This window comes from Candidatus Vondammii sp. HM_W22, assembly GCF_022530855.2.
Classification (GTDB): Bacteria; Pseudomonadota; Gammaproteobacteria; order Chromatiales; family Chromatiaceae; genus Vondammii.
The window spans coordinates 864,201-885,639 of sequence record NZ_CP099567.1 but is presented as its reverse complement, the minus strand read 5'-3'; the positions used below and the strand labels follow the sequence as shown (position 1 = coordinate 885,639).

The 21,439-nt window shown below is 45.9% G+C and carries 16 protein-coding genes and 2 pseudogenes; 10 read left to right on the top strand and 8 right to left on the bottom strand.

Going from position 1 to position 21,439, the window contains the following annotated elements; genetic code table 11:
- Positions 1 to 14 precede the first annotated feature (14 nt).
- Positions 15 to 557: a deoxycytidylate deaminase gene (locus MN084_RS04985; protein WP_320416451.1), complete on the bottom strand. Its 543-nt coding sequence runs from the start codon at positions 555 to 557 to the stop codon at positions 15 to 17.
- A gap of 611 nt (positions 558 to 1,168) precedes the next feature.
- Entirely contained in the window at positions 1,169 to 2,647 is a 1,479-nt protein-coding gene (locus MN084_RS04980; RefSeq protein WP_241086968.1) for a type I secretion C-terminal target domain-containing protein, read from the bottom strand.
- Between the two features lie 123 nt (positions 2,648 to 2,770).
- On the opposite strand from MN084_RS04980, the pseudogene MN084_RS04975 reads away from it, so the two are divergent.
- Positions 2,771 to 5,773, top strand: a pseudogene (locus MN084_RS04975) (Tn3 family transposase).
- Here the strand turns inward: MN084_RS04975 and MN084_RS04970 are convergent.
- Both MN084_RS04970 and MN084_RS04965 read right to left on the bottom strand, forming a co-directional pair.
- Positions 5,770 to 6,195, bottom strand: a complete 426-nt coding sequence (locus MN084_RS04970) for a hypothetical protein (protein WP_330178399.1) — start codon at positions 6,193 to 6,195, stop codon at positions 5,770 to 5,772. The pseudogene MN084_RS04975 and the gene MN084_RS04970 overlap by 4 nt on opposite strands.
- A 901-nt stretch (positions 6,196 to 7,096) precedes the next feature.
- Positions 7,097 to 7,309, bottom strand: a complete 213-nt coding sequence (locus tag MN084_RS04965) for a hypothetical protein (protein WP_241086971.1) — start codon at positions 7,307 to 7,309, stop codon at positions 7,097 to 7,099.
- Between the two features lie 66 nt (positions 7,310 to 7,375).
- Between MN084_RS04965 and MN084_RS04960 the strand changes: the two genes are divergently transcribed.
- The 9 genes and pseudogenes from MN084_RS04960 (at position 7,376) to MN084_RS04920 (ending at position 15,724) form a co-directional block, all read left to right on the top strand.
- Positions 7,376 to 7,891 (top strand): hypothetical protein, encoded by a 516-nt coding sequence (locus MN084_RS04960; RefSeq protein ID WP_330178398.1) that lies wholly within the window; start codon positions 7,376 to 7,378, stop codon positions 7,889 to 7,891.
- Positions 7,892 to 8,220: 329 nt separating this feature from the next.
- Positions 8,221 to 8,839, top strand: a pseudogene (locus MN084_RS04955) (CbbQ/NirQ/NorQ domain-containing protein); the annotation flags it as partial.
- 261 nt (positions 8,840 to 9,100) lie between these two features.
- A complete protein-coding gene (locus tag MN084_RS04950) occupies positions 9,101 to 9,769 on the top strand; it encodes a hypothetical protein (protein ID WP_241086973.1) in 669 nt (222 codons plus the stop codon).
- A 160-nt stretch (positions 9,770 to 9,929) separates the two neighbouring features.
- The gene (locus MN084_RS04945) at positions 9,930 to 10,073 is read left to right on the top strand and encodes a hypothetical protein (protein WP_241086974.1); all 144 of its coding nucleotides are present in this window, start codon (positions 9,930 to 9,932) and stop codon (positions 10,071 to 10,073) included.
- Positions 10,074 to 10,887: 814 nt separating this feature from the next.
- Positions 10,888 to 11,451: a NapC/NirT family cytochrome c gene (locus tag MN084_RS04940; RefSeq protein ID WP_241086975.1), complete on the top strand. Its 564-nt coding sequence runs from the start codon at positions 10,888 to 10,890 to the stop codon at positions 11,449 to 11,451.
- Between the two features lie 47 nt (positions 11,452 to 11,498).
- Entirely contained in the window at positions 11,499 to 12,437 is a 939-nt protein-coding gene (locus MN084_RS04935; RefSeq protein ID WP_330178397.1) for an ankyrin repeat domain-containing protein, read from the top strand.
- 167 nt (positions 12,438 to 12,604) lie between these two features.
- The gene (locus MN084_RS04930) at positions 12,605 to 13,246 is read left to right on the top strand and encodes a c-type cytochrome (RefSeq protein ID WP_241086977.1); all 642 of its coding nucleotides are present in this window, start codon (positions 12,605 to 12,607) and stop codon (positions 13,244 to 13,246) included.
- A 15-nt stretch (positions 13,247 to 13,261) separates the two neighbouring features.
- Positions 13,262 to 14,551 carry an NAD(P)/FAD-dependent oxidoreductase gene (locus MN084_RS04925; RefSeq protein WP_241086978.1) on the top strand — a complete coding sequence of 430 codons (1,290 nt, stop codon included), beginning with the start codon at positions 13,262 to 13,264 and terminating at the stop codon, positions 14,549 to 14,551.
- A 1,014-nt stretch (positions 14,552 to 15,565) separates the two neighbouring features.
- Positions 15,566 to 15,724, top strand: a complete 159-nt coding sequence (locus MN084_RS04920; protein WP_445083888.1) for a hypothetical protein — start codon at positions 15,566 to 15,568, stop codon at positions 15,722 to 15,724.
- Positions 15,725 to 15,735: 11 nt separating this feature from the next.
- Here the strand turns inward: MN084_RS04920 and MN084_RS04915 are convergent.
- The 4 genes from MN084_RS04915 to MN084_RS04900 all read right to left on the bottom strand — a co-directional run bounded on the left by MN084_RS04915 (position 15,736) and on the right by MN084_RS04900 (position 21,414).
- Positions 15,736 to 16,814, bottom strand: a protein-coding gene (locus tag MN084_RS04915) for an IS3 family transposase (protein ID WP_330178396.1) whose coding sequence is annotated in 2 segments (ribosomal slippage) — positions 15,736 to 16,562 and positions 16,562 to 16,814 — 1,080 coding nt in all. Because the reading frame shifts where the segments join, the coding sequence is not laid out codon by codon here.
- A gap of 53 nt (positions 16,815 to 16,867) precedes the next feature.
- Positions 16,868 to 17,059, bottom strand: a complete 192-nt coding sequence (locus MN084_RS04910; protein WP_241086979.1) for a hypothetical protein — start codon at positions 17,057 to 17,059, stop codon at positions 16,868 to 16,870.
- Positions 17,060 to 17,157: 98 nt separating this feature from the next.
- Positions 17,158 to 20,277: an efflux RND transporter permease subunit gene (locus MN084_RS04905; RefSeq protein WP_241086980.1), complete on the bottom strand. Its 3,120-nt coding sequence runs from the start codon at positions 20,275 to 20,277 to the stop codon at positions 17,158 to 17,160.
- A complete protein-coding gene (locus tag MN084_RS04900) occupies positions 20,278 to 21,414 on the bottom strand; it encodes an efflux RND transporter periplasmic adaptor subunit (protein ID WP_241086981.1) in 1,137 nt (378 codons plus the stop codon). It lies immediately after the preceding gene.
- Between the last annotated feature and the right edge of the window lie 25 nt (positions 21,415 to 21,439).

The window sequence follows — 21,439 nt, the reverse complement described above, 5'->3', positions numbered from 1 at the left end:
TGATCAGAGGCTCCCTAGTTATTAATCAACTGCCGTTGAGCAGCGTACAGTAATCTACTCAGAACAACCTTGAAAAAACCACCAGGAGCAACGGTTATCTGTGCTTCACCGACATTGATATCATCGACACCATAACCAGTGGCACTGACCCCCGCCTCCTGATACATCTCCGACGACAATTCCAGATCGTCGGCCCAACGGGAGAGAAAATCGTCGCTTGGATTGATATAGACCACACGTTCAAACTCTTCCTGAATCAGTTTTGACGCACAGCGTGGACAGGGAGGGTGAGTAACATAGACGGTGCAGCCACGCAGATCGCGCTTGGCAAAGATCATGGCGTTCTCTTCCGCATGAATCGTCAGGTTCAGCTTACAGTGACGATCTGTAAGCCTCTCCTCCTTGTCTTCCACACCCGCGGCAAAACCATTATAGCCCAATGAGACGATGCGGTTACCATCGGTTATAACCGCCCCCACCTGAGATGAGGGGTCTTTACTCCATACGGAGATGTGGGCCGCCAGGCCAAGAAAGCGGGTATCCCACTTCATACTCATATGCTTGCTCCTAAGGCTTATTCAGTTTTCGTGGTGCCGTGTCAATTCCCTGAACACCTGTTTACAGGGTCAACCAGTAGAAAACAAAAAGGACAGGGTGACCCGTCCTTTTTGTTTTTCCATCCAAATTATCGATCTGAATTATTCTGAAATAATGATAAAAAGTTCAACCATCTAGCTAGGGGGTAGTGCTTTGCACAACAGTGTTATCCAACGGAACAGTTCGCGGGATATTACCGTATCTTGTTGCGTTCATAGCGGTCTCCAGAAACTCTATTTTTTTTCTGAAGGAAACCCGCGCCTTGCATAACTTTTCAAAGGCATCAAGTTATGCGAGGCGGCGGTAACGCCTGAACTGCTGCCATGCCAAGATTTTTATGTGGTTTTCGGGTTTTATCCTCCTGAAACTCCAACCCTCACACTACTCTTATATCATGTATATCGGCTAATAAATACCATTCTCATAGACCACGTAACATGGATCGCGTTTCGGTATAGAGAACAAATCCACCGAAGCATGGTTGTGAATATAGCCATATAGCGTCAGATACATCTCAAGGGCACTTTAGAGTTAAAACTCCAGAGTGACTGTTCAGCTTTTAGCCATCGCCTCACATAACAAGGAGGCTATTGTTAGTCTCCAGATCGTCAAGTGTGACCTCAATACCCCTGAAGAAAATCGAGACATCCGTATAACTGGAACCTCCTGCGGTACCATTGGAGTCAATACGGATATTAGTACCGCCAGTACTGCCTATTGTCACCTGCAGAAAATCATCCAGGTTACTGCTGCTGTCATAGCCCACCAGCAGATGCCTTAGGTCAAGGACATCCTCTCCGAGAGTGAAATCCGTGATTATGTCGTCGCCATCATTCCCTTCGTAGATAAAGATGTCATTTCCAGCATCGCCCTGCAGGATATCATCTCCAGCACCGCCATACAGTTTGTCATTACCGTCTTCACCATGTAGCTGATCCATCCCGCTACCGCCGGACAGGAAGTCATCGCCCGCACCGCCATACATCCTGTTATCCTCGCTATCACCAGCAACGACGCCACTACCGCCTCTGCCATATATAAGCGTCCCTGAGGTGACCTCTTCATTCGTACCGTGTCTGTCCTTGTAGCTCACCTGGACGCTGATCCGTTTGTCAGCCTCCGCATCGGTCATGCTAAATGTCCCCGATGTCGCACCACTGATATCCTTGCCATCGGCCTGCCATTGGTAACTGAAGATACCCAGGCCATCGTCATCACTGATTCTACTGACATCGCAGGTTATTTCATCCGCACTCGGTTGGACATTAATGGTCGGTTTGCCGACCGGATCCGTGTTCACATTCACCACTTCCACGCTCTCAGCCGAGGTGACCTTTTCTATCATCCCTTGTCCGTCGGTATAGCTCACCTGGACAGTGATCTTCTTATCCACGTCCGCATCGGTCAGTTTACAGCTACTCGATGTCGCGCCACTGATATCCTTGCCATCGGCCTGCCACTGGTAACTGAAGGTGCCCAGGACATCGGCATCACTGATGGCATTGGCCATGGCTGTCAGGGTTTCATTTTCTTTCACCGTACCATCAATGGTTGGCTTGCCGACCGGATCGCTGTTGAGGGTAAGCGTTTTTGTCCTCGACGCCGTATTCCCCGCAGCATCCGATACTTTGACCACAACGCTATAATTGGCACTGCCGGCAGTGGCGATATAGTTTGCATACTCAGCCTCTGTTTTGGGTACCAGGGCAGGGCTCGCGCCCTTGGTGACGGGGTATTCCAGCTTATCGCCCGGCGCCACGCCGGTGACGGTCAATCTTCCATCGCCGGTGATATTGTCACTGTCTGAGCTGCCGGTATCATCGGCCAATCCGACGCTCGGCGCAGCCGGGGCCGTTGTGTCGAGGGCAAATACCTTGTCCCCTACAGCGTCACCTTGGAAAAAAATGGATTTTGATAGTGATGACATGGAATCGGCAGGATAGAATTCATCTCCAGCAAATTCCTTTATCTCACCACGGTCAGACTTATACGTGTAGCTGTAGTATTTTCCATGCGCACCATCAAAACCTAGTAGGGGTTCTGGGGACATTCCGTCCTAAAGTGACACTTATCGCTACAGCCCATGCCTCATAAGGCTTCTAGAGGTGCCTTAATTTTCAAAATCACTTCAATATCCCAATTATAGTAATATTCCGGCTTTTACGAGAAGCCTATGCCTTATAAAGAACGCCTGACCGTACTCCACGAAGCAGAAATTAACGATTTATATGGCGTTCCCAGCCTGTCACTGGAAGAAAAACGTATCAGTTTTACTCTGAATGATCTGGAGCAGGACGTTATTAAATCCATCAGGGATCGCAATCATAAATGCTATGCTATTGCTCTGCTGGGTTACTTTAAGATCAAGCCCATTCAGCTCAATCCGGCCTACAAGGAATTGAAAGCAGATCTCACCTTTATTGCTGAAGAATATTTCCCTAAATTTAAAGTCCCTCGCTTCAGTGTTAGCAATAAGCAGAAAACACGTATCTACGACAAGATTATAAACCTTCAGGGATTCAAAACATGGTGTGTGGAACAACATCAGGAACCTCTCATTACCTATTTGCAACAGGTTGCTAAATCCTGGATTGAGCCGCGCTTTTTATTTGATGCCTGCACCGAATACTTAGCTCGAAATCATACAGGAATCCCTAAATATACCGTGCTTCAGCGAATTATCAGTCAGGTAATAAAACAGGAACGTAAGCGACTTTCTAATCTATTAAAGACAACCATATCAGATGAATTAGCTACTAACTTGGCTGAGTTAGTTGATGGAAAAGGTATGCTAACCGTTAAAGAACTTAAGCAGGCGGCGAAAAGTTTTAATGCTCCAGAATTGGAGAAAGAGTTGAACGTCAACAAGTTGATTCAGCCCTGGATGGATGAAGTTAATCAAGTGGCCTCTGCTCTATCACTATCGCAACAAAACCGACTGCACTATGCGGCGATGGTTGATTACTACTCTATAACCAAGCTTAAACGCTTCGACCGTGTCACGCAGCAGCTTTATTTACTTTGTTATCTTCAGGAGCGGGTACAAATCAATATTGAACGTTTGGCTGATGGGTTTATTTATCATGTCCGAAAGTTACGTGAAAAAGCTAAAGCGTATGCCAAGGAAATGGCCTATAAAGATTGGGATGGCGCGGTAGTAAATATTAGCAAAGCCGCTGAATTATTATACTTTTTTATTGACGACACCATTGATGACCATGTGTCATTTAGACAAATAAAACAACGGGTACAAGGCTTGCTTGGAGCACGGGAAATAGAATCACTGTGCTTGTATCTGAAGAAACAAAAACGCACGAAAAATGATTACATCTGGGAATTTTATGATAAGCAGCGTGAACTGATTCAGCACTTAATACGCCCCATTTTTTTATGCCTGACCTTTGAAGGATCAGACAATACACAGGCTTTATCTGCACAATTAAATAGAATGAAAAAAGAGTTGTTAGGTGCTGGTAAATTAGCATCGTCAGATCGACGATTGATTCCAGCCAAACACCAATTGTATGTTATCAATATTGATAACAACGTACTCTCTGAGCGTTACGAGTTGATGCTGTATTTAGCAGCTCAAAATAATCTTGGTGGGAAACTCTTTATACCAACGGCTATCAAATATCGTGCATTACACGATGACCTTGTTGGAGATATCCCCTGGGCACAGAAAGACAAGCTACTTAAAGGTTCCATGCTAGATAGCATGAATACAGAGCCTGCCCAGCGGGTTAAATCGATGGAGAAAAAGATGAACGATAAGCTGCAACGGGTTGGCCAGCGCATTGATGAGGGCGACAATCGAAATGTGGTATTGCGTAATCGCTCAGGAAAAACTCAATGGAGGTTGCCGTATTCAGGCACAAAATCGGCTTTAAACAATCCCTTTTTCGATCGTATGAAACCGATTAACATTGCCGATGTATTACGCTTCGTTCATCAGGAAACAGGATTTTTAAAGCACTTTGAGCATGTTCGCCAGGTACAGTCCGGACAGAGTGATCATTTGAATGATTTACTGGCGGCTCTCATTGGCAATGGAACCTATTATGGCCTACACGGCATGGCCAGCATCTCTGATAGATCATATGATCATCTACGCACAGTACAGGCCAATTATTTGCGACCTGAAACGCTAAACCTCGACAATGATGCAATTAACGATGCGACAGCGAAATTATCAATCTTCAAGCATTACAATATCCAAAAAGGACTCATTCATGCCAGTGCTGACGGGCAAAAATTCGAATCACGGTTAGAGACTTTTAAAACTCGCTATTCATCTAAATATTTTGGCACGAATAAAGGACTAACATCGATGAACTTGATTGCCAATCATGTAGCCTTGAATGCCCAGATTATTGGTTCCAATGAACATGAATCTCATTTTATTTTGGATCTGCTTCATAACAATACCTCGGAGATTAAGCCGGATATTTTGTCAACGGATACGCACGGCGTTAATCATGTTAACTTTGCTTTGCTGGACCTGTTTGGCTATATCTTTGCGCCGCGCTATGCTCAGTTTGGAACCGTGATATCAGATCTTTTTGATGTAAATGAGGGAGAAGACAATAAGGCAACGCTCTCATTAAAAAAGCCTATTAATACAGAATTAATTATCGATGAGTGGGATACGATACAGCGCATTATTATATCACTACAGCAGAAGACGATAACGCAGGCGATCCTTGTTAGAAAGCTTTCTGGCTATAGTCAAAACCACCCCTTGCTGAAAGCTTTAACTGAATATAATCGTATGCTCAAGGCCATGTACTTACTGGACTAAGTTGATGATGCCAGTTTAAGAACTTATGTACAGCGAGCCTTGAATCGTGGGGAAGCTTATCATCAATTACGGCGTGCTATTGCACATGTGAATGGCAATCGTTTCCAGGGAAAATCAGACGATGAGATTGTCTTGTGGAATGAATGCGCGAGGCTATTAACCAACGCCATTATCTATTTTAATTCGCTGATACTGACGCGATTACTTGAGCATTTTGAGGGGGAAAGTGACGATAAGAAGTTGGAAATTATTAAGCAAGTTTCGCCAGTGGCTTGGCATAACATCAATTTGAACGGAACTTACAGCTTTAGCTTTGAACAAAACCTACTAGATTTGGATGAAATTATGCAATCAATCGTGCAAAATGAAAATTAAGCCACCTCTGTAGGCCTTGTGGGGTATGGGCTGTAGAGATAAGGACGGAATGTCCCCAGAACCCCTAGTAGGCTATCGGTAGACTCAAAAACATCTTCATTCCGGTCTGCGAATTTAATCTGATCGAATAATGCATTAACCGAGTCAATAATCTCACCACCTGCAAACCTCACTTCAGGTGCATTGTCCCATTCTGCAGCGATAACAACTCTGACATAGCCCTCCAAGATGATCACCGCACCATTCAGCAGGGTTAATATCAGGTTATCCCCTTCGACTGTGACAGCCACATCGTTTCTGGCTATATCCAACAGCAATACCGAATCGTTCAGCTTAACATTAAGCTTGATGTAATCGCCGCTATGTACCGCAATTGTTTTTCCATTAATTTCAATGGGTAATGTGTCGGATGTTTTTTTCACTACGATAGCCATACCGATAACCTCACTACAGATACTTTAAAAGAGCCTCGGATTAATTTAGATGGCTCTTTAGTAATTGAATTGTGCAGTAGGATGTGGCTTCAGACTCACTTCCCTCTACACCCCTTATGAATGATTTATACCCAATACTTTTACAAAGCTTCTAGATTGATCAGTGAATGCCGTCTTTCGGCTTTTCCGTATAGTCATTCTGATGATATTTAAGAAGCTTGGTCGGCAGAATTCTTACCAACCATGGTTGGCACCCCTCGGTAAATGCTTTTCCATACCCTCAAGCCCTTTCTCCATCTCTGCAAAACGATTACTTCATCGACCAATCTATTCTTCAGCTATAGTTTGATGGTTAGTATATTATTGGCCACAGACAAAACAATTTCCGGTCGTTCAAATGGCGCACAGATACCCTTCGATTATTAATGAATTTTTCCCGTTAGCTGACAGGAGGGGTGGATTCAAGCGGTAAGTGCGACTCCAGTTTGACGAATAGAGGGAAAACTGCAGTAGCATCAAGGCTATCTCTATCCGGCAAGTAAAGAGGAGCACAACGAGATACACACAGCTTAGCCAGGAAGAACAATGCCAGATTTCTGCACTGTTGAAAGCAGGGCACAATCCAAACGGAGATAGCCATGATGGACGTTACAAATCGACCATTAGTCGTGGGATCAGCGCAATACAAGCCTTAGGGGCTATCGTCCTAAGCAGGCCCAGCGTTTGACCAATGAACGCCGTCAGTCCAAGGGTGAGGACTCATATCAATGGTGGACTGGGCTTGCCGTTGAGCCGTTGATCGATATGAACCTGAATCCGGAGCAAATCAGCCTGTAGCTTGAATCTTTTTGTGTTATTTCGATCACCCAGATGAATGGATCTATCAAGTTTATACTTCAAGATAAAGCCCATGGCGGCAACCTTCACCGCCACCTGCGTTGTCAAAAGCAACGTTGTAAACGCTATGGTAGTTACAACCACCGTGGTCGGCCGATTGATCGCGTCCGCATTGATGAGCGCCTGCCACCGCTGACTTGCGCTCCCGCTCTTGAAGAACCACTATTGTATCGGCATAGTGCATCTTATACGTCCCCCTACTCATCGTCTTTTTTTCAGGACTGTGATGCAGTATGGATTTCTGAACACAAAAACATTATAGCTCAAAATATTGAGCATATCAAGGATGTACTCAAAAAAATTATCAGATAGGCTATTGGAAGAGATTGATAAGGTACCCAGTGGCATTACCGCTGTAGCCAATCATCTCGGAACAGTAAGGAACACGGTCTATAACTGGTGTACCAAAGGAAATATTCCTGCAAATAAGCTTGAATTACTTTCCAAACTCGGGATGGACACTCAGTACATACTGACGGGAATAAAGGGAGATAAAGGTAAAGAATCTACAGCAAAAACAGTGAGATATGAAGAATCTGACGCTACAATAAAAAGCAGGACGTTGCGACCGACTTTCGATGGTAGTGCCGGACTCTGTGTCACCGAAAACAGAACCGACTACACGGAAGGGCAACAGCCAGAGAGGGCAGGAGGGATCTCAGAGGAGGAGGCGGTCCTGGTGCGTAAATACCGCCAACTGCCGCCTGAAGACCGTACCCACGCTCAGGCGATTATTAGTGCATTTGCTGACTCACAGGCTCATAGGGGTGACGTGGAAGAGAAATAAATCTCTTATTTCAAACTGTAAGCAGCGGGCTGAATAGTTACAAATAAGCTTGTAATGTTTCATCAAAGCCCGCTCTGAAAAGTACGTAATTATCAGTAAGTAGGTCCACTATTCGCATCGCATGATTAAGAACATCTGATTCGGACACACGAATTTTTGCTTCAAACAGTTAAACCCTACAAACCCTATCCACATCTCTTTTTAATAGTTTCCAAACAGGCACTAAGCTAGAATGACCCGTTTCCCTACCTATTAGATTGAGTAGAAAACATCACCACCGGGACAGCATCTGAGCAGGTCGAAGCAGAACTTCCATTTATAAACCATAGGGTAATGAGACCGCTCTCTTCGAACATGCCTGCAAGGCACCAGTTACCGATGCTGACCAAAGGGCCAACAGGTTGTGGAAAAACCGTTTCATCAGCTATATGGCTGCAAAACTGGAGCATCCGGTTTATGCCGTCTCCTACCGTGATGACCTGACTGCCACCGATCTGGTCAAAAGGCGCTTGATAGGGAAAAACGGCACCCAACCCAGAATGATCGCCCCTTTACCCGGGCGGTAAGAGAAGGTGCTATCTGCTATCTGCTATCTGCTATCTCTACGAGTTGGTGGAGGCGCGAAAGGATACGATGGTAGTGTTCCATCCACTGACGGGCGCCCGACAGCGCTTTATTGCTGCCCGCTTTGATTTTCCAGACCCCTAAGTTAGAGCAGAAGATTCTGCAAGGTGAAACCGGTATCGACGAGCATCTGGCCAAATGCCCTCAGAGCACTTAAAGACCATGATTTGGAAGAAGCGGCCTCCGCCCGTCTTCTGGTTTTATACCGCCACCCTGATTTTGGGAGGCTATGATCCTCTGGAAGCCTGCCGTGCGGCCCTTGTTGAACCCCTAAACCGGCGACAAAGAGGCCACTTAGGCATTGATGGAGATTGTCGGCGTTAGCTTCGGACGATGAGAGACCACTCGTCTACAAAACTGGCGCTTCCTGTTTCAGGCCGGTTTTTTCCTGCTGCTCATCCTGGCGTCGCCGCTTGACCTGTTCCACTACGACCTGGCGCAGGGATACTTTTCTTCACCGGATATCCACTGGACCCTGGAGTGAATGCCCTGATTGCCGGTAAGGTCACCCCGCTGGAGGCAGGATTCAATATTATTATCCAGGGATTCATCACCTGAGCACAAAGCAGAAGCCTCGTAACCGTAATGGAAGAGCAAGTTGGTGAATCCTGGCACAAAATAATCACCCGGATGGAGACAACCCGTCACCCGGAAGCGGCAGTTACCCTGAATGATGTCAACTGCATGGCATCATGTTCCGGGCGCTTGGCGGTGATGGCGGGCTTCCAGATCGAGGCCGCCAATGCTACGCAACATGGTGCCCGCCGTGGCCTGCTGGACAGAATTGCCAGGAGCAATAAACAGGTAGAGCTGGCCTGGAGAGACGATCAGTCCCTGCACCTGCCGGCCATCATCGACTACTTTCCAGAATGTAACTCAATAAAGACCTCTATACCTGACTGGCAGCCAGCGCATATCGCCCTGAGAATACCGCCGGAAAAACTCCCGGAGCCGAAGCCACCCAGGAGAATGCTATCCGTCAGGCACTACTGGAACCGGGCAGTTGCCATCAACTGCCAGCGACCAGACGCCCGCCCCAGCCCATGCTGCCCTGTGGCTGCACCCTTTTCCACTTATACCTCCAGCACAACCAGCCAGGGAAGGTGGAGATGGTGGTACCCATGGCGAAATAAAGAACCTGGAGGATCAGCGCCGCCGACAGGCCGAACATGCCGAAAAATCAACAAAGCAGGGCCAGGGCCTGACCACCATTCGTATGGAGAACATCTTCACCTGGGGGATTTCAAAAAATAGCTGCTGCAACCGGAGACTTCTGTCGAGTGATGCCGATGATCTCCGCAAATGCAGAGTCCTGCAATCTACCCAACCATCTTCGTAAAACAGCCCGGAAACTGCGCGCCCAATTCCAGCATCTGGCATCGAGCACAACAGGACGGCTATGGAATTGACGTCGATGCCTAACTTTCGCTTCACCACAGACCGCGCAGCCGGACATGCAGCCGCAGCAGACGGCCTCTATCGGGACCTCGGGGTTGGAGTCCGGGATCTTGCCTGTCTGCTACTGGCCGACCTCTCTCCCCACCGATACCTGGATTAGCAATCACGCCAGAGTGATCGATGTCATTCGCGACAGTGTACTCCTGTTTGTCGAGAGTCTCTCTCTGCCACGGATGATCAGTCTACCATACATGGCTTCCCATCCCGCAAGCATGACCTTATTCGCTTTCACAACATCAAAACCTTCGACGAAAACTACACTGGCGCCACCCGCGGCCGCCGCATTAATGTGATTAAACCCGGATACTAAGGCAGCCATACGCCGAAGCAGCAATATTCTGAAAGAGCAACCTGCCGGTCGCAGGCTGTTACTGAATATTGGCCGATGAAAAAACCAACGACCTGGACAAATATGAAGGGCGTTATGGCATTGAAGATACCCATCAGGCAATCCACGAAGCTCGGCAACTGGGACTGAGTCTTTCTGTGTCACCATCGATGCCAAAGGCAATGGTTACCCACCCCATCTGTTTAGTACGGACAGTTACATCGTTATCCACAAACCATCACAACTGCCCAAAGAACTTCCTCTGCTCTACGCCAGATTGACCAGTTGAACAGGTGCCGCCTCAAAGCCCATCAAAACATAACAATACGCCGAAGCACTTATGTTGCTGTTTTCCATGGGGGATTTTGCAAAAAAACAGAATATCCCCTAATATCCTCCACTATAATCAGAAAAATGTAAGAAACCTGCGGTGGATTATATTGCCTTGAAAATGGGAGGAGGCGCTGCTCTCCACGATGTAGTGGAAGCATGCTGGATGGAGTCAATTCGGCATAAATAGCCCCCTTTTTATCCCGCAAACGCCTTGGCAAAGACATGTACTGCAGGAATCAAAAGAGAATGGTTTATGGACAGCAATTCCGGGAGCGGCAAAAGCTCGAAGAAAAAGTACTTTTTCATCCTTATTCTGGTATTTGGAGCAGGTATTATCTTTAGTGGCTTGTTCAATGTCGGCCTTTCAGCGACCGATGAGATGGAGTTCTGCACCACCTGTCACTCGATGAAAATAAATCTGGAGGAGTACAAAGAGACGCCTCACTACAAAAATACCTCCGGTGTACGCGCCACCTGCGCTGACTGCCATGTGCCAAAATCATTTGTACCAAAAATAATAACCAAGGTAATGGCTTACAAAGATGTCATGCACGAAATTCTCGGCACCCTTGACACGAAAGAGAAATACGAGAGCCACCGCTGGGAAATGGCAAACCGGGTCTGGGATAAAATGAAAGCCACCGATTCCCGTGAATGCCGGAGCTGCCACGATTACGATCAGATGGATCTGAGTGAACAGGACCGCAGCGCACGGAAACGCCATGCTAAGGCTGTCGATCAGGGAAAAACCTGTATCGACTGCCATAAGGGCATCGCCCACAAAGAGCCTGACGAACCTGAAAAAGATAGAGAGTGAGGAGAAGGGCTGATGACCCCTAAGCCGGAATCGGTACTGAAAAAAACATGAAAAAAAACATGATCCTCGTATTATTGTTAGGCCTCTCGCTCGTCAGCACGGCATTTGCCGGAGAGAACACCAAAGAGAAAGAGTTCCGCTTGGCAGCCAGCATTGGCGATATCGACACGGTGAAGCTGCTGCTTGACGAGGGTGTCGATGTCGACAGCGGTAACAAATTCGGCAAATCAGCACTGATGATGGCCATTGAAAATGACAACGTGGAGACCACTGCGTTGCTGCTGGCGCGCGGTGCCGATGTCAATGCAGTGACCGTTGCCAAGTGTACAGCCCTGACATTTGCCGCGGAGAACGGCCGTGCTACACTCACTGCCATGTTGTTGGTACGGGGCGCCGATCTGACGGCACGCGCCAGAGCCGGTTGGGACGCTCTGACAATTGCCTCACGCTACGGCATCACCGGTATGGTGGAGCTGCTGCTCCATAAAGGGGCCAACCCCAACCTAGGTGATAAAGAGAAACGCACACCTTTAATGCATGCTGCAGAAAAAGGGCACACCAGTGCCGTAGCCATGTTGATCAAGGGTGGTGCAAGCCTGAATAGCCGTGACCGGCATGGCTCCACGGCACTGATCATTGCGGCAGACAAAGGAGAGGCGGCTGTTGTCGATCTTCTACTTGACAATAGTGGCAACATTAATGCCCGTGACCAGGACGGAGCCACGGCTCTGATATGGGCGGTGGGGCAGGGGCACTTCAATGTAGCCGAGCGATTGATCTTCAGAAAAGCGGATCTGGATATGCAGGATAATGACGGCGTCACCGCGCTCATGGAAGCCGCCTCGGTCCGCTCTGCGGACTTGGTCAGCCTGCTCTTGAGAAATGGCGCTGACCCCAGCATCAAAAACAGTGACGGCCGTACTGCAGCAAGCATTGCGAAGAAAAAACGGAATAAAAAAGTAATCTCACTGCTTAATGATAACTGACAGTAAAGGATGATATGAAATCCGTGCATCATTTTGTGATGACGGATTTGAGGCCTAAAACAGTATTGCCGGCCTACCAATGTAATGTTGTTAGACGCGATAAAATATCGGGATCTGACACAATATAAGAGAGCATTCATGCATCTCTTTTTATAAAAACGCAAAGCATGAAAACCAAAGGAGGTATCATGGCGTATAAAACCTTAACGATGGCCGTTCTGTCTGCTGGGCTTGTAGTTGGCGCTACTTTCTCAGCCCGCGCTGCCGATAAACCAAAATTGATGATGGGAGCAAGTGCCAGCATGCTCGCAAATACCTGCGCAGGTTGCCACGGTACCAATGGCGCAAGCCAGGGTCCTGCAGCACCCTCTATTGCCGGGTTTTCCCCAGATTATATGGTTGAAACCATGGAAGGCTTTGCGTCCGGTGAAATTCCATCAACCATCATGGGACGCATTGCCAAGGGCTACACTGCTGACGAGTTCAAAACCATCGCAAAATATTTCGCAGGTAAACCCTTCGTCAAAGCAACCCAGAACTTCGACCCGGAACTGGCTAAAGCCGGTGCAAAACTGCATGATAAGTACTGCGAAAAATGTCATGCCGAGGGAGGGCAGTCGGCTGAAGACGACGCAGGCGTACTTGCCGGTCAATGGACACCCTACGTGAACTGGCAGCTGGCCAACTACAAAGCAGGTGATCGCAAAGCCTCTAAGAAGATGAAAAAGAATCTGAAAACCATGCTTGAGAGGAAAGGCAGCAATGGCATCACTGCCCTGCTCAACTACTACGCCAGCCAGCAGAAATAAGGTCGGAGAGAATTTATGAAGATTACACGTCGAGGATTTATTCAGGCTGCCGGTGCAGCCACTGCGGTCGGTATGGCTGGCGTCCCCTACATTGCGTTGGGCGCTAGCAAAAAAGTGGTGATTGTGGGTGGCGGTACCGCCGGCGCAACCGCCGCAAAGTATATCCGTATAGCAGACCCTTCAGTAGATGTAACCCTGATCGAGGCTAACAGCCACTATTACACTTGTTACATGAGTAACGAAGTCCTGAGCGGTGGCCGGTCTCTGGATTCCATCAAGTTCGGCTACACAGGCCTGGGCAAACATGGCGTCAAAGTGGTTAATGCCAAAGTAACCGGTATCGATGCCAAAGCACGCGTGGTAAAAACCTCCAGCGGCGGCAGCTACGGCTATGATCGCTGTATCGTTGCTCCTGGTATCGATTTCAACTGGGACACCATCGAAGGCTATGATGCGGGGGTTGCAGAGAAGATCCCTCATGCCTACAAAGCGGGTCCACAGACCGCACTGCTGCGCAAACAACTGGAAGCCATGAAAGATGGCGGCACCGTTATTATTGCACCGCCACCAAACCCTTTCCGCTGTCCTCCCGGTCCTTACGAGCGGGCCAGCCAGATCGCCATGTATCTGAAGCAGCACAAACCAAAATCAAAGGTTCTCATTTTCGATCCAAAGCCAAAATTTTCCAAAATGGGCCTGTTCACCGGCGCCTGGGAAAGAATGTATGGCTATGGAACCAACAATGCTATGATCGAATGGCATGGTCAGCAGGAAGAGGCTGGTGTGGTTAAGGTTGATGCTGCCGCCAAAACAGTCACCACTGCATTCGATGATGACATCAAGGGTGATGTGATTAACGTCATTCCACCACAAAAGGCGGGCGCCATCGCCTTTGCCACCGGTCTCACCAATGACTCTGGCTGGTGCCCGATCGATCTTGGCACCTTTGAGTCCACAATACATGCCAATATCCATGTCATCGGTGACGCAAGTATTGCCAAAGGCATGCCAAAATCAGGCTATGCCGGCAACTCACAGGCCAAGGTCTGCGCCGCAGCCGTGGTCGCCCTCCTCAACGGCCAGGAACCTGGCACTCCCTCCTACGCCAACACCTGCTACTCCATCGCGGGCAAGGACTACGGCTTCTCCGTAGCCGCTGTTTATCGCTTGGCAGAAGACCGCTCCAAGATTACCAAGGTCTCCGGCGGTCTGACCTCGGGCGATGCTAGTGCAGATGTGTTTAAAAAGGAAGTGGCTTACGCCCACAGCTGGTTTAATAACATCACCAACGATATTTTTGGTTGATCGCTCAAGCACAGGCAAGTAAAAACGGGGCCATTTGGCCCCGTTTTTATCATATTTTTTAAATTTACCCAGGCTATCCAGCTCTCCGAATTGGCGGCACTGGACCCCGAACCGGCACTCTTCTCTCACCGGATTGTGGGCATACTTTGGAAAATCAGGATTCTGCCAGCCCAGCTCGGCAAGTTTCTCTGCAGATGAACGGATTCGTGAGACATAATCCATCACAGCCATCACGTCACCACAGAGTGAAACGCTGAATCTGTTTAACCATTTTGGAGTCTCAATTACGCCGTTTTCCATTGTGAATCCATTCAAACTGATGCACCAGATAACGATAATTCTGCCCCTGAATCAGGGGAATATGATCATTTGCATCGCCCTATCCCTGACGACCATGGCAACCGACGCAATTCTCCTTATACACCTTCTATCCACACTCGAGTTCAAAGCTCGAGCCGACAGCATTCGGCCGATTCATCCGAAGCTGCGCCATGTAGAGCGTGTTCATAAATCATAACTCTTTCATATTATTTCAGTAAAGGTGCCATATCAGGTATAACGGCGCACGAAAAATGAGCCAGATCCAGGAAAATCCCTATCTTCAGTATTTCGCAGGGCTATCCGGGCTGCCAGATGGATGCACCGTTCACTCCTTCGTTATTCGTGGAGATTCGCAAGCGGATATAGGATAGTCGGAGGTGATCTTCCCCCGATAAATCGGAGAGGTCTATTTTCATGCCGCCATACTCTCAAATACTGCTGGCGGTAAGTAGCCAACTCCAGAATGCATCCATTGATGGTTATAGAATTGAGAGACTGTCCTGAATTCTGTGTAACTGCCTATCATTAACCCCAAACATGGATGAGGATAGGCAGATGATTGTCCAAGCGATAGCCCAGGCGGCTGCTAAAAACATCAAAACTGAAGAAGATAGAGGTGTATCCCATTAGTCGGACAGGCATACGGACAGTTTAAGTGACTTCTGCAACAATGTTGAAAGACAGGAGCAGAAGATGAGAAGAAAACGTAGAAACCATAAACCCAGTTTTAAAGCCAAGGTAGCTATTGCTGGCTTGAAAGGAGATCTGACTATGGCGGAACAATCAGAGAAATTTGATGTTCACCTCAATCAGATTGACCTTCCCCCCATCTTAATACCAAGACTTGGATGAGATAATTCATTCTAAGCGGCCCTATTCACAAAGGCCACAGGTGACAAATAATTTAATGCGCTATGAGGCCGCACGTGATTGTAGTGCTCTCGCCATTGATCAATTTCATGTCTAGCGTCATCAATGGACCTGAACCAATGCTGATTTAAGCATTCATTTCTGAATTTACCGTTTAAGCTTTCTACAAACGCATTCTGAGTAGGCTTACCTGGCTGAATAAAACCTAGCTTAACGCCACTTTCTTTTTGCCAGTAGAACATCGCCTTGCTAGTAAACTCAGTACCGTTGTCGCAGATTATTTGATCCGGAGCGCTCCTTAGCTCAATCACCTGAGTTAAAAAACGAGCGACCTGGTGACCATTGATCGAGAAGTCAGAGAGCTGGCCAATAACTTCTCTTGAGTAATCATCAATCACATTAAATACTCGAAAGCGGCGACCATTAGCCAACTGATCACTGACAAAATCCATTGACCAGCGTATATTTTTACCAATGGGCATAATCGTTGGCATTCTTGGTCGTATTATCTTCTTGCGTTTTTTAGTCCTCACTTGAAGACCTTCTTCGTTATAGACTCGGTAGGTCCGCTTCTTGTTTTTCACAAGCCCCTCTCCTCTCAGGAGGCCATGTAAAAACAAATAACCATAACTCGGATGCTTTTTTGCCAGCTCAAGTAACCGTTTGCGTAGAGGCTCATCTTTTCCCCATTGAGTAACGTACCGAAAAGCGGTTCTACTTAAGCCTACTAATTGGTAAGCTCTACGCTCACTTAATTTGAACCGCGACTTAAGGTAGCTCACGATTTGTTTTCTATCAGCAGGCTTTACCACTTTTTTGAGAGCACATCCTTCATCGCCTCAGCTTCAAGCATTTTCTCGGCAAGTAACTTCTTAAGCTTGTTATTTTCGCTTTCAAGCTCTTTGAGCCGTTTGGCTTCTGAGACATCCATCCCGGCGTATTTGCTTCGCCAGTTATAAAAGCACCCGGTTGAAATGCCGAACTGACGACAAATGTCATCAACTTTTACCCCTGACTCATGCTGCTTGATGGCACCAATAATTTGCTCTTCTCTGTAACGCTTCTTCTTCATCTTGAGATCTCCTAATACACAGACTAATTGGAAATCTCATCCTTGTCATGGCTCTATTTCTGGGGGAAAGGCCAGTTTTGAGGGCTTTCCACGATGAGAATAAAGCGGGCAAACTCAGCATCAAAATATGACCAGTCTATCTGTCTGGCCAGTAGCAAAAGTGGATGCTTGGGGTTCAGCTGATCCAGTAAGTTCTGGTGCAGGAAACTTTTCTGGTTGGGATTGGCTGTCTTGGCTTTGCTCAATTATCCACCTCTGTTTCGTCCAGTTTTTCTCTGCTTTTACCCCTTTCACGGACGCTTATTTTATATAAATCATTGCGTTATGAATATTTCAGGGTCGACTAATTATCCTTCTTGGCTTTACTGAATCTTTGCTTAACTCTGACAATAAAATAGAAAAACATCGGAATAAACAAGACACCAATAACCGTTGCACTAACCATTCCGCCAACAACTGTTGTACCTATAATATGACGACTACTCGATCCTGCACCGCTACTTATCGCTAACGGTAATGTCCCTACGATGAACGCTAAAGAGGTCATAATAATCGGCCTGAACCTAAGTCTTGCGGCTTCAATGGTCGCATCCATCAAAGACATGCCCGCTCTCAGTTTTTTCATTGCAAACTCTACTATCAGAATAGCATTTTTAGCGGATAGACCGACTAAAGTAACGAGACCCACTTGAAAATAAATATCCGCTTCCAAATGTCTCATGGAAACCGCCAATGCGGCGCCAAAAATAGCAAAGGGGATAGAAATAATAACCGCCAGAGGAATACTCCAATTCTCATATAAGGCAGCAAGAATTAAAAATATAAATACAATGGCATAGAGTGTTGCATTACTACCGCTGCTTGCTAATTTTTTCTCTTGAAATGAGGTTCCAGACCAGGCAATCGCATAGCCCTCCGGTAACACTTCAGCTGATATTTCTTCAATGGCTTTCATCGCATCACTCGATGCATAGCCCAGTGTAGGGTTTCCGGTGATTTTGGCTGCGGTAAACATATTAAACCGTTGAATAATGCTGGCACCAATCACTCTTGTTATCTCTATCAGTTCACTTACAGGGATGAGTTCACCCGATTCCGATCGGACATAGACGTCTTTGTAACTCTCTTTTGTATCTCTAAATTGTGTATCTGATTGGATATTGACATGAAATGACCGGCCATATAAGTTGAAATCATTGATATAGCTCTTGCCAAAGGTACTCTGAAGTGTGTCAAAAATAGTACTGACATCAACATTCATTGATTTTGCTTTTTCCCGATCAACTTTCAAATTATATTGTGGCACATTGGTATTCAATGTGGTTCTTACCATCATAAGCCTTGGATCTTGACCTGCCTTCTCCACTATCTCGTTGATATACTTATCAAGTTGCTGTATATCACCACCGGTTCTATCTTGAATCCACATCTCAAATCCACCAGTCGCACTCATACCCATAATTGGCGGTGGATTGACAGGGATAACCATCGCATCTTTACCCTGCATAAATTGCATCATCAACTGCCCGGCTAAAGCTTGTGAATTTTGCTCAGGTTCTGTTCTCTCACTCCAGGGTTTCAGCATCGCAAACATAATGGCAGCATCTGTTTTATAGGCAAATGTGACCAAGTCTATCCCTGTTATAGCTCCCGTAGAAATAATATTGGGGTTGGTCAATAGTTCATTTTCTATATCGTTCGTTATTTTGGCTGATTCCCCCAGAGACGTGGCCGGCATCATATAAGTAAGCACCATCAAAACACCCTTATCTTGAGCAGGCACTAACCCAGATGGTATTTTTTCCATGATGGAATAGGTTGCATAGATGAGCCCGCCAAATAAGATCAGTGAGAAAAACCATAATTTGATGGTTTGCCGGGTAAAACCTATAAACAGCTTGGTTAACAAATCAAAGAATTGATTAAATTTTCTTATTGGCCATATCGCTTGCTCTTCATGTTCTTTGAGGAATATGGCACACAAAGCGGGAGTTAAAGTCAGGGCAACAATACCGGAAATAACAACAGCAATAACGATAGTCATTGCAAACTGCTGATACATCACACCACTGAATCCGCCGCTCAGTGCCGCAGGCACAAATACAGCGGATAGAACCAACACAATGGCAATCAATGGCGTTGTAAGCTCATGCATTGCTTCAATAGTTGCATCTTTTACACTGATATTCTTTGTCCTGATAATTCGCTCAACATTTTCTATCACAATAATGGCATCATCCACCACCAGTCCAATAGCCAATATCAAGCCAAACAGTGTTAACAGATTGATAGAAAATCCTGCCACATAAAGCCCTGCAAACGTACCAATAACCGAAACAGGAATAGCAAGAATAGGGATAATGGTTACCCGCAAATTTCCCAAAAAAAGATAAATCAGAATAATGACAAATAAAATCGCTTCAATGAATGTCTTAATAACCTCATCTATCGATGATTGCACAAAAATTGTTGCATCATAAGGAAAACTATATTCCAAATCTCCGGGAAATTTATCCGACAGCATTTTTAGTTTTTCATCGACTGCTGTTGAAACTTCTAATGCATTGGCACCCGGTGATAAAAATATAGCTACCGGCATCATGGGTTGATTGTTATATTTTGCCGAGGTGTCATATCCATCTGCCCCCAGCTCAACTGTAGCGATATCTTTAATTCTTAATGTCGAACCATCAGGATTGGATCGAACAATAATATTTTCAAACTCTCCAACACTTTTTAATCGACCTTCCGTTGTCACTGAATAAGTAAACGGCTGAGCCTTTTTGACAGGCTCAGCACCAATAGAGCCAGCTGCATACTGGCCATTTTGGCTTCTGACTGCCTCCTTAATATCGCTTGAAGTCAGTTCATAAAAAGCTAATTTATCCGGATCAATCCACACTCTGATTGCATAATCTTTCGCACCAAAGATCATTGCATCACCGACTCCCTTAATCCTTTTAAGGTCATCCATCACATTAATCGTTAAATAGTTAGAGATGAAAATCGTATCGTGCTTTTGGTCTTTTGAAGTAAACGCAATCACCTTCAGCATATCGGGCGATCTTTCTTTAACACTAATACCTTGTCTTCTCACCTCTTCCGGTAATTTACTCAAGGCTAATTGAACCCGGTTATTAACATCAACTTTTGCTTGCGAAACATTAGTTCCAACCTCAAAAAATACACTCAGCGAAAGTATCCCGCTGGGTGATGCGGTTGAGGTCATATACGTCATGTTATCCACACCATTAAGAGACTCTTCAAGCATCGTCGCAACAGTTGTAGATAAGGTTTTGGCGTCTGCACCAGGATAAATTGCCTGCACCATGACTTGAGGAGGAACAACGGCTGGATACTCTTTAATAGGGAGTATATTAATGGATATGACGCCAGCGATAATGATCAGTATCGATACTACGGTTGCAAAAATTGGTCTATTTATGAAAAATCGTGAAAACATCTAGTTGCCTTCTGCATTAATTATTTTATCTATCTGGACTTCAGCATCGGGTTTTAATCTGAAGAAGTTATTAATGATAACTTGATCACCACTTGTTAAAGGCCCTCCGGCAACAATATATTTATCCCCCGTTTGACGACCTAATATAACGGACTTGACACTAACACGACCATTTTCAGCAACAAATACAGTTGTTCCAAGCGAGCTTTGTGTAACGGCCTTTTGAGGTATGGTAATAACATTTTTTTGCACAATATCATGAATAATCACTCTAACGAATCCACCAGGCATCAAATAACCATCACCATTTTCAACAACGGCTCTCATCTTTACCGTGGAGGTCGACTTTTGAATATTTACATCCACAAAATCAACCATCCCTGTTCTATTCGTTGCATTATTATCTATTTCAAGTTCAACAGAAATATGGCCATTTTCCGGTGTTATCCAAAGATCATTCTTTATATTTGAATAGTCACGAAGTGGCATAGAGAATTCCACGTACACTCTATTGTTATGAGTGATTTCAATAAGGTTAGTTGGTGGACTTGCACTCACAAAATCACCAATATCAACTTTTTTCAATCCGATAACGCCGCTAATAGGTGCTTTTACTTTTGAGTAATCCAGATCTATTTGCGCTTGCTCTAAATTTGCTTTCGACAGAGAAAGAGAGGCTAATGCTTGCTCATAAACAGAGAGCGCTGTATCTCTTTTGTCTTCACTGACGATTTTATCTTTAAAAAGATTTTTAATTCTATTCCAACTTCTTAAGGCATTGTTAAAAACTGCCTGACTTATTTTCAAGGATGATTTCGCGACGTTGACTCTCGCTACATAAACATCATCTTCGATTGAATAGAGCAAGTCGCCTCTGACTACCTTCTCTCCTTCCCTAAAATATTTTTTCTCTAAAACACCAGACGCTCTTGCCACCACATTCACTTTTTCAAATGGTTTAATCTGTGCTGGATATTTCAATATTATTGGCAGGTCTTTTTGAACTTCAATAATAAAAACATCTGCTTTAGGTACAGGCATATTAGGCTTACCACCTGGGCCTCCAGCGAAAGATAACATCGGTAAAAGCAGTAAAGTTGCTGTTGCCAATACTATTTTTTGTATAAATTGTGTCATCTCTGTCCTTCCTGCCTATTTCTGA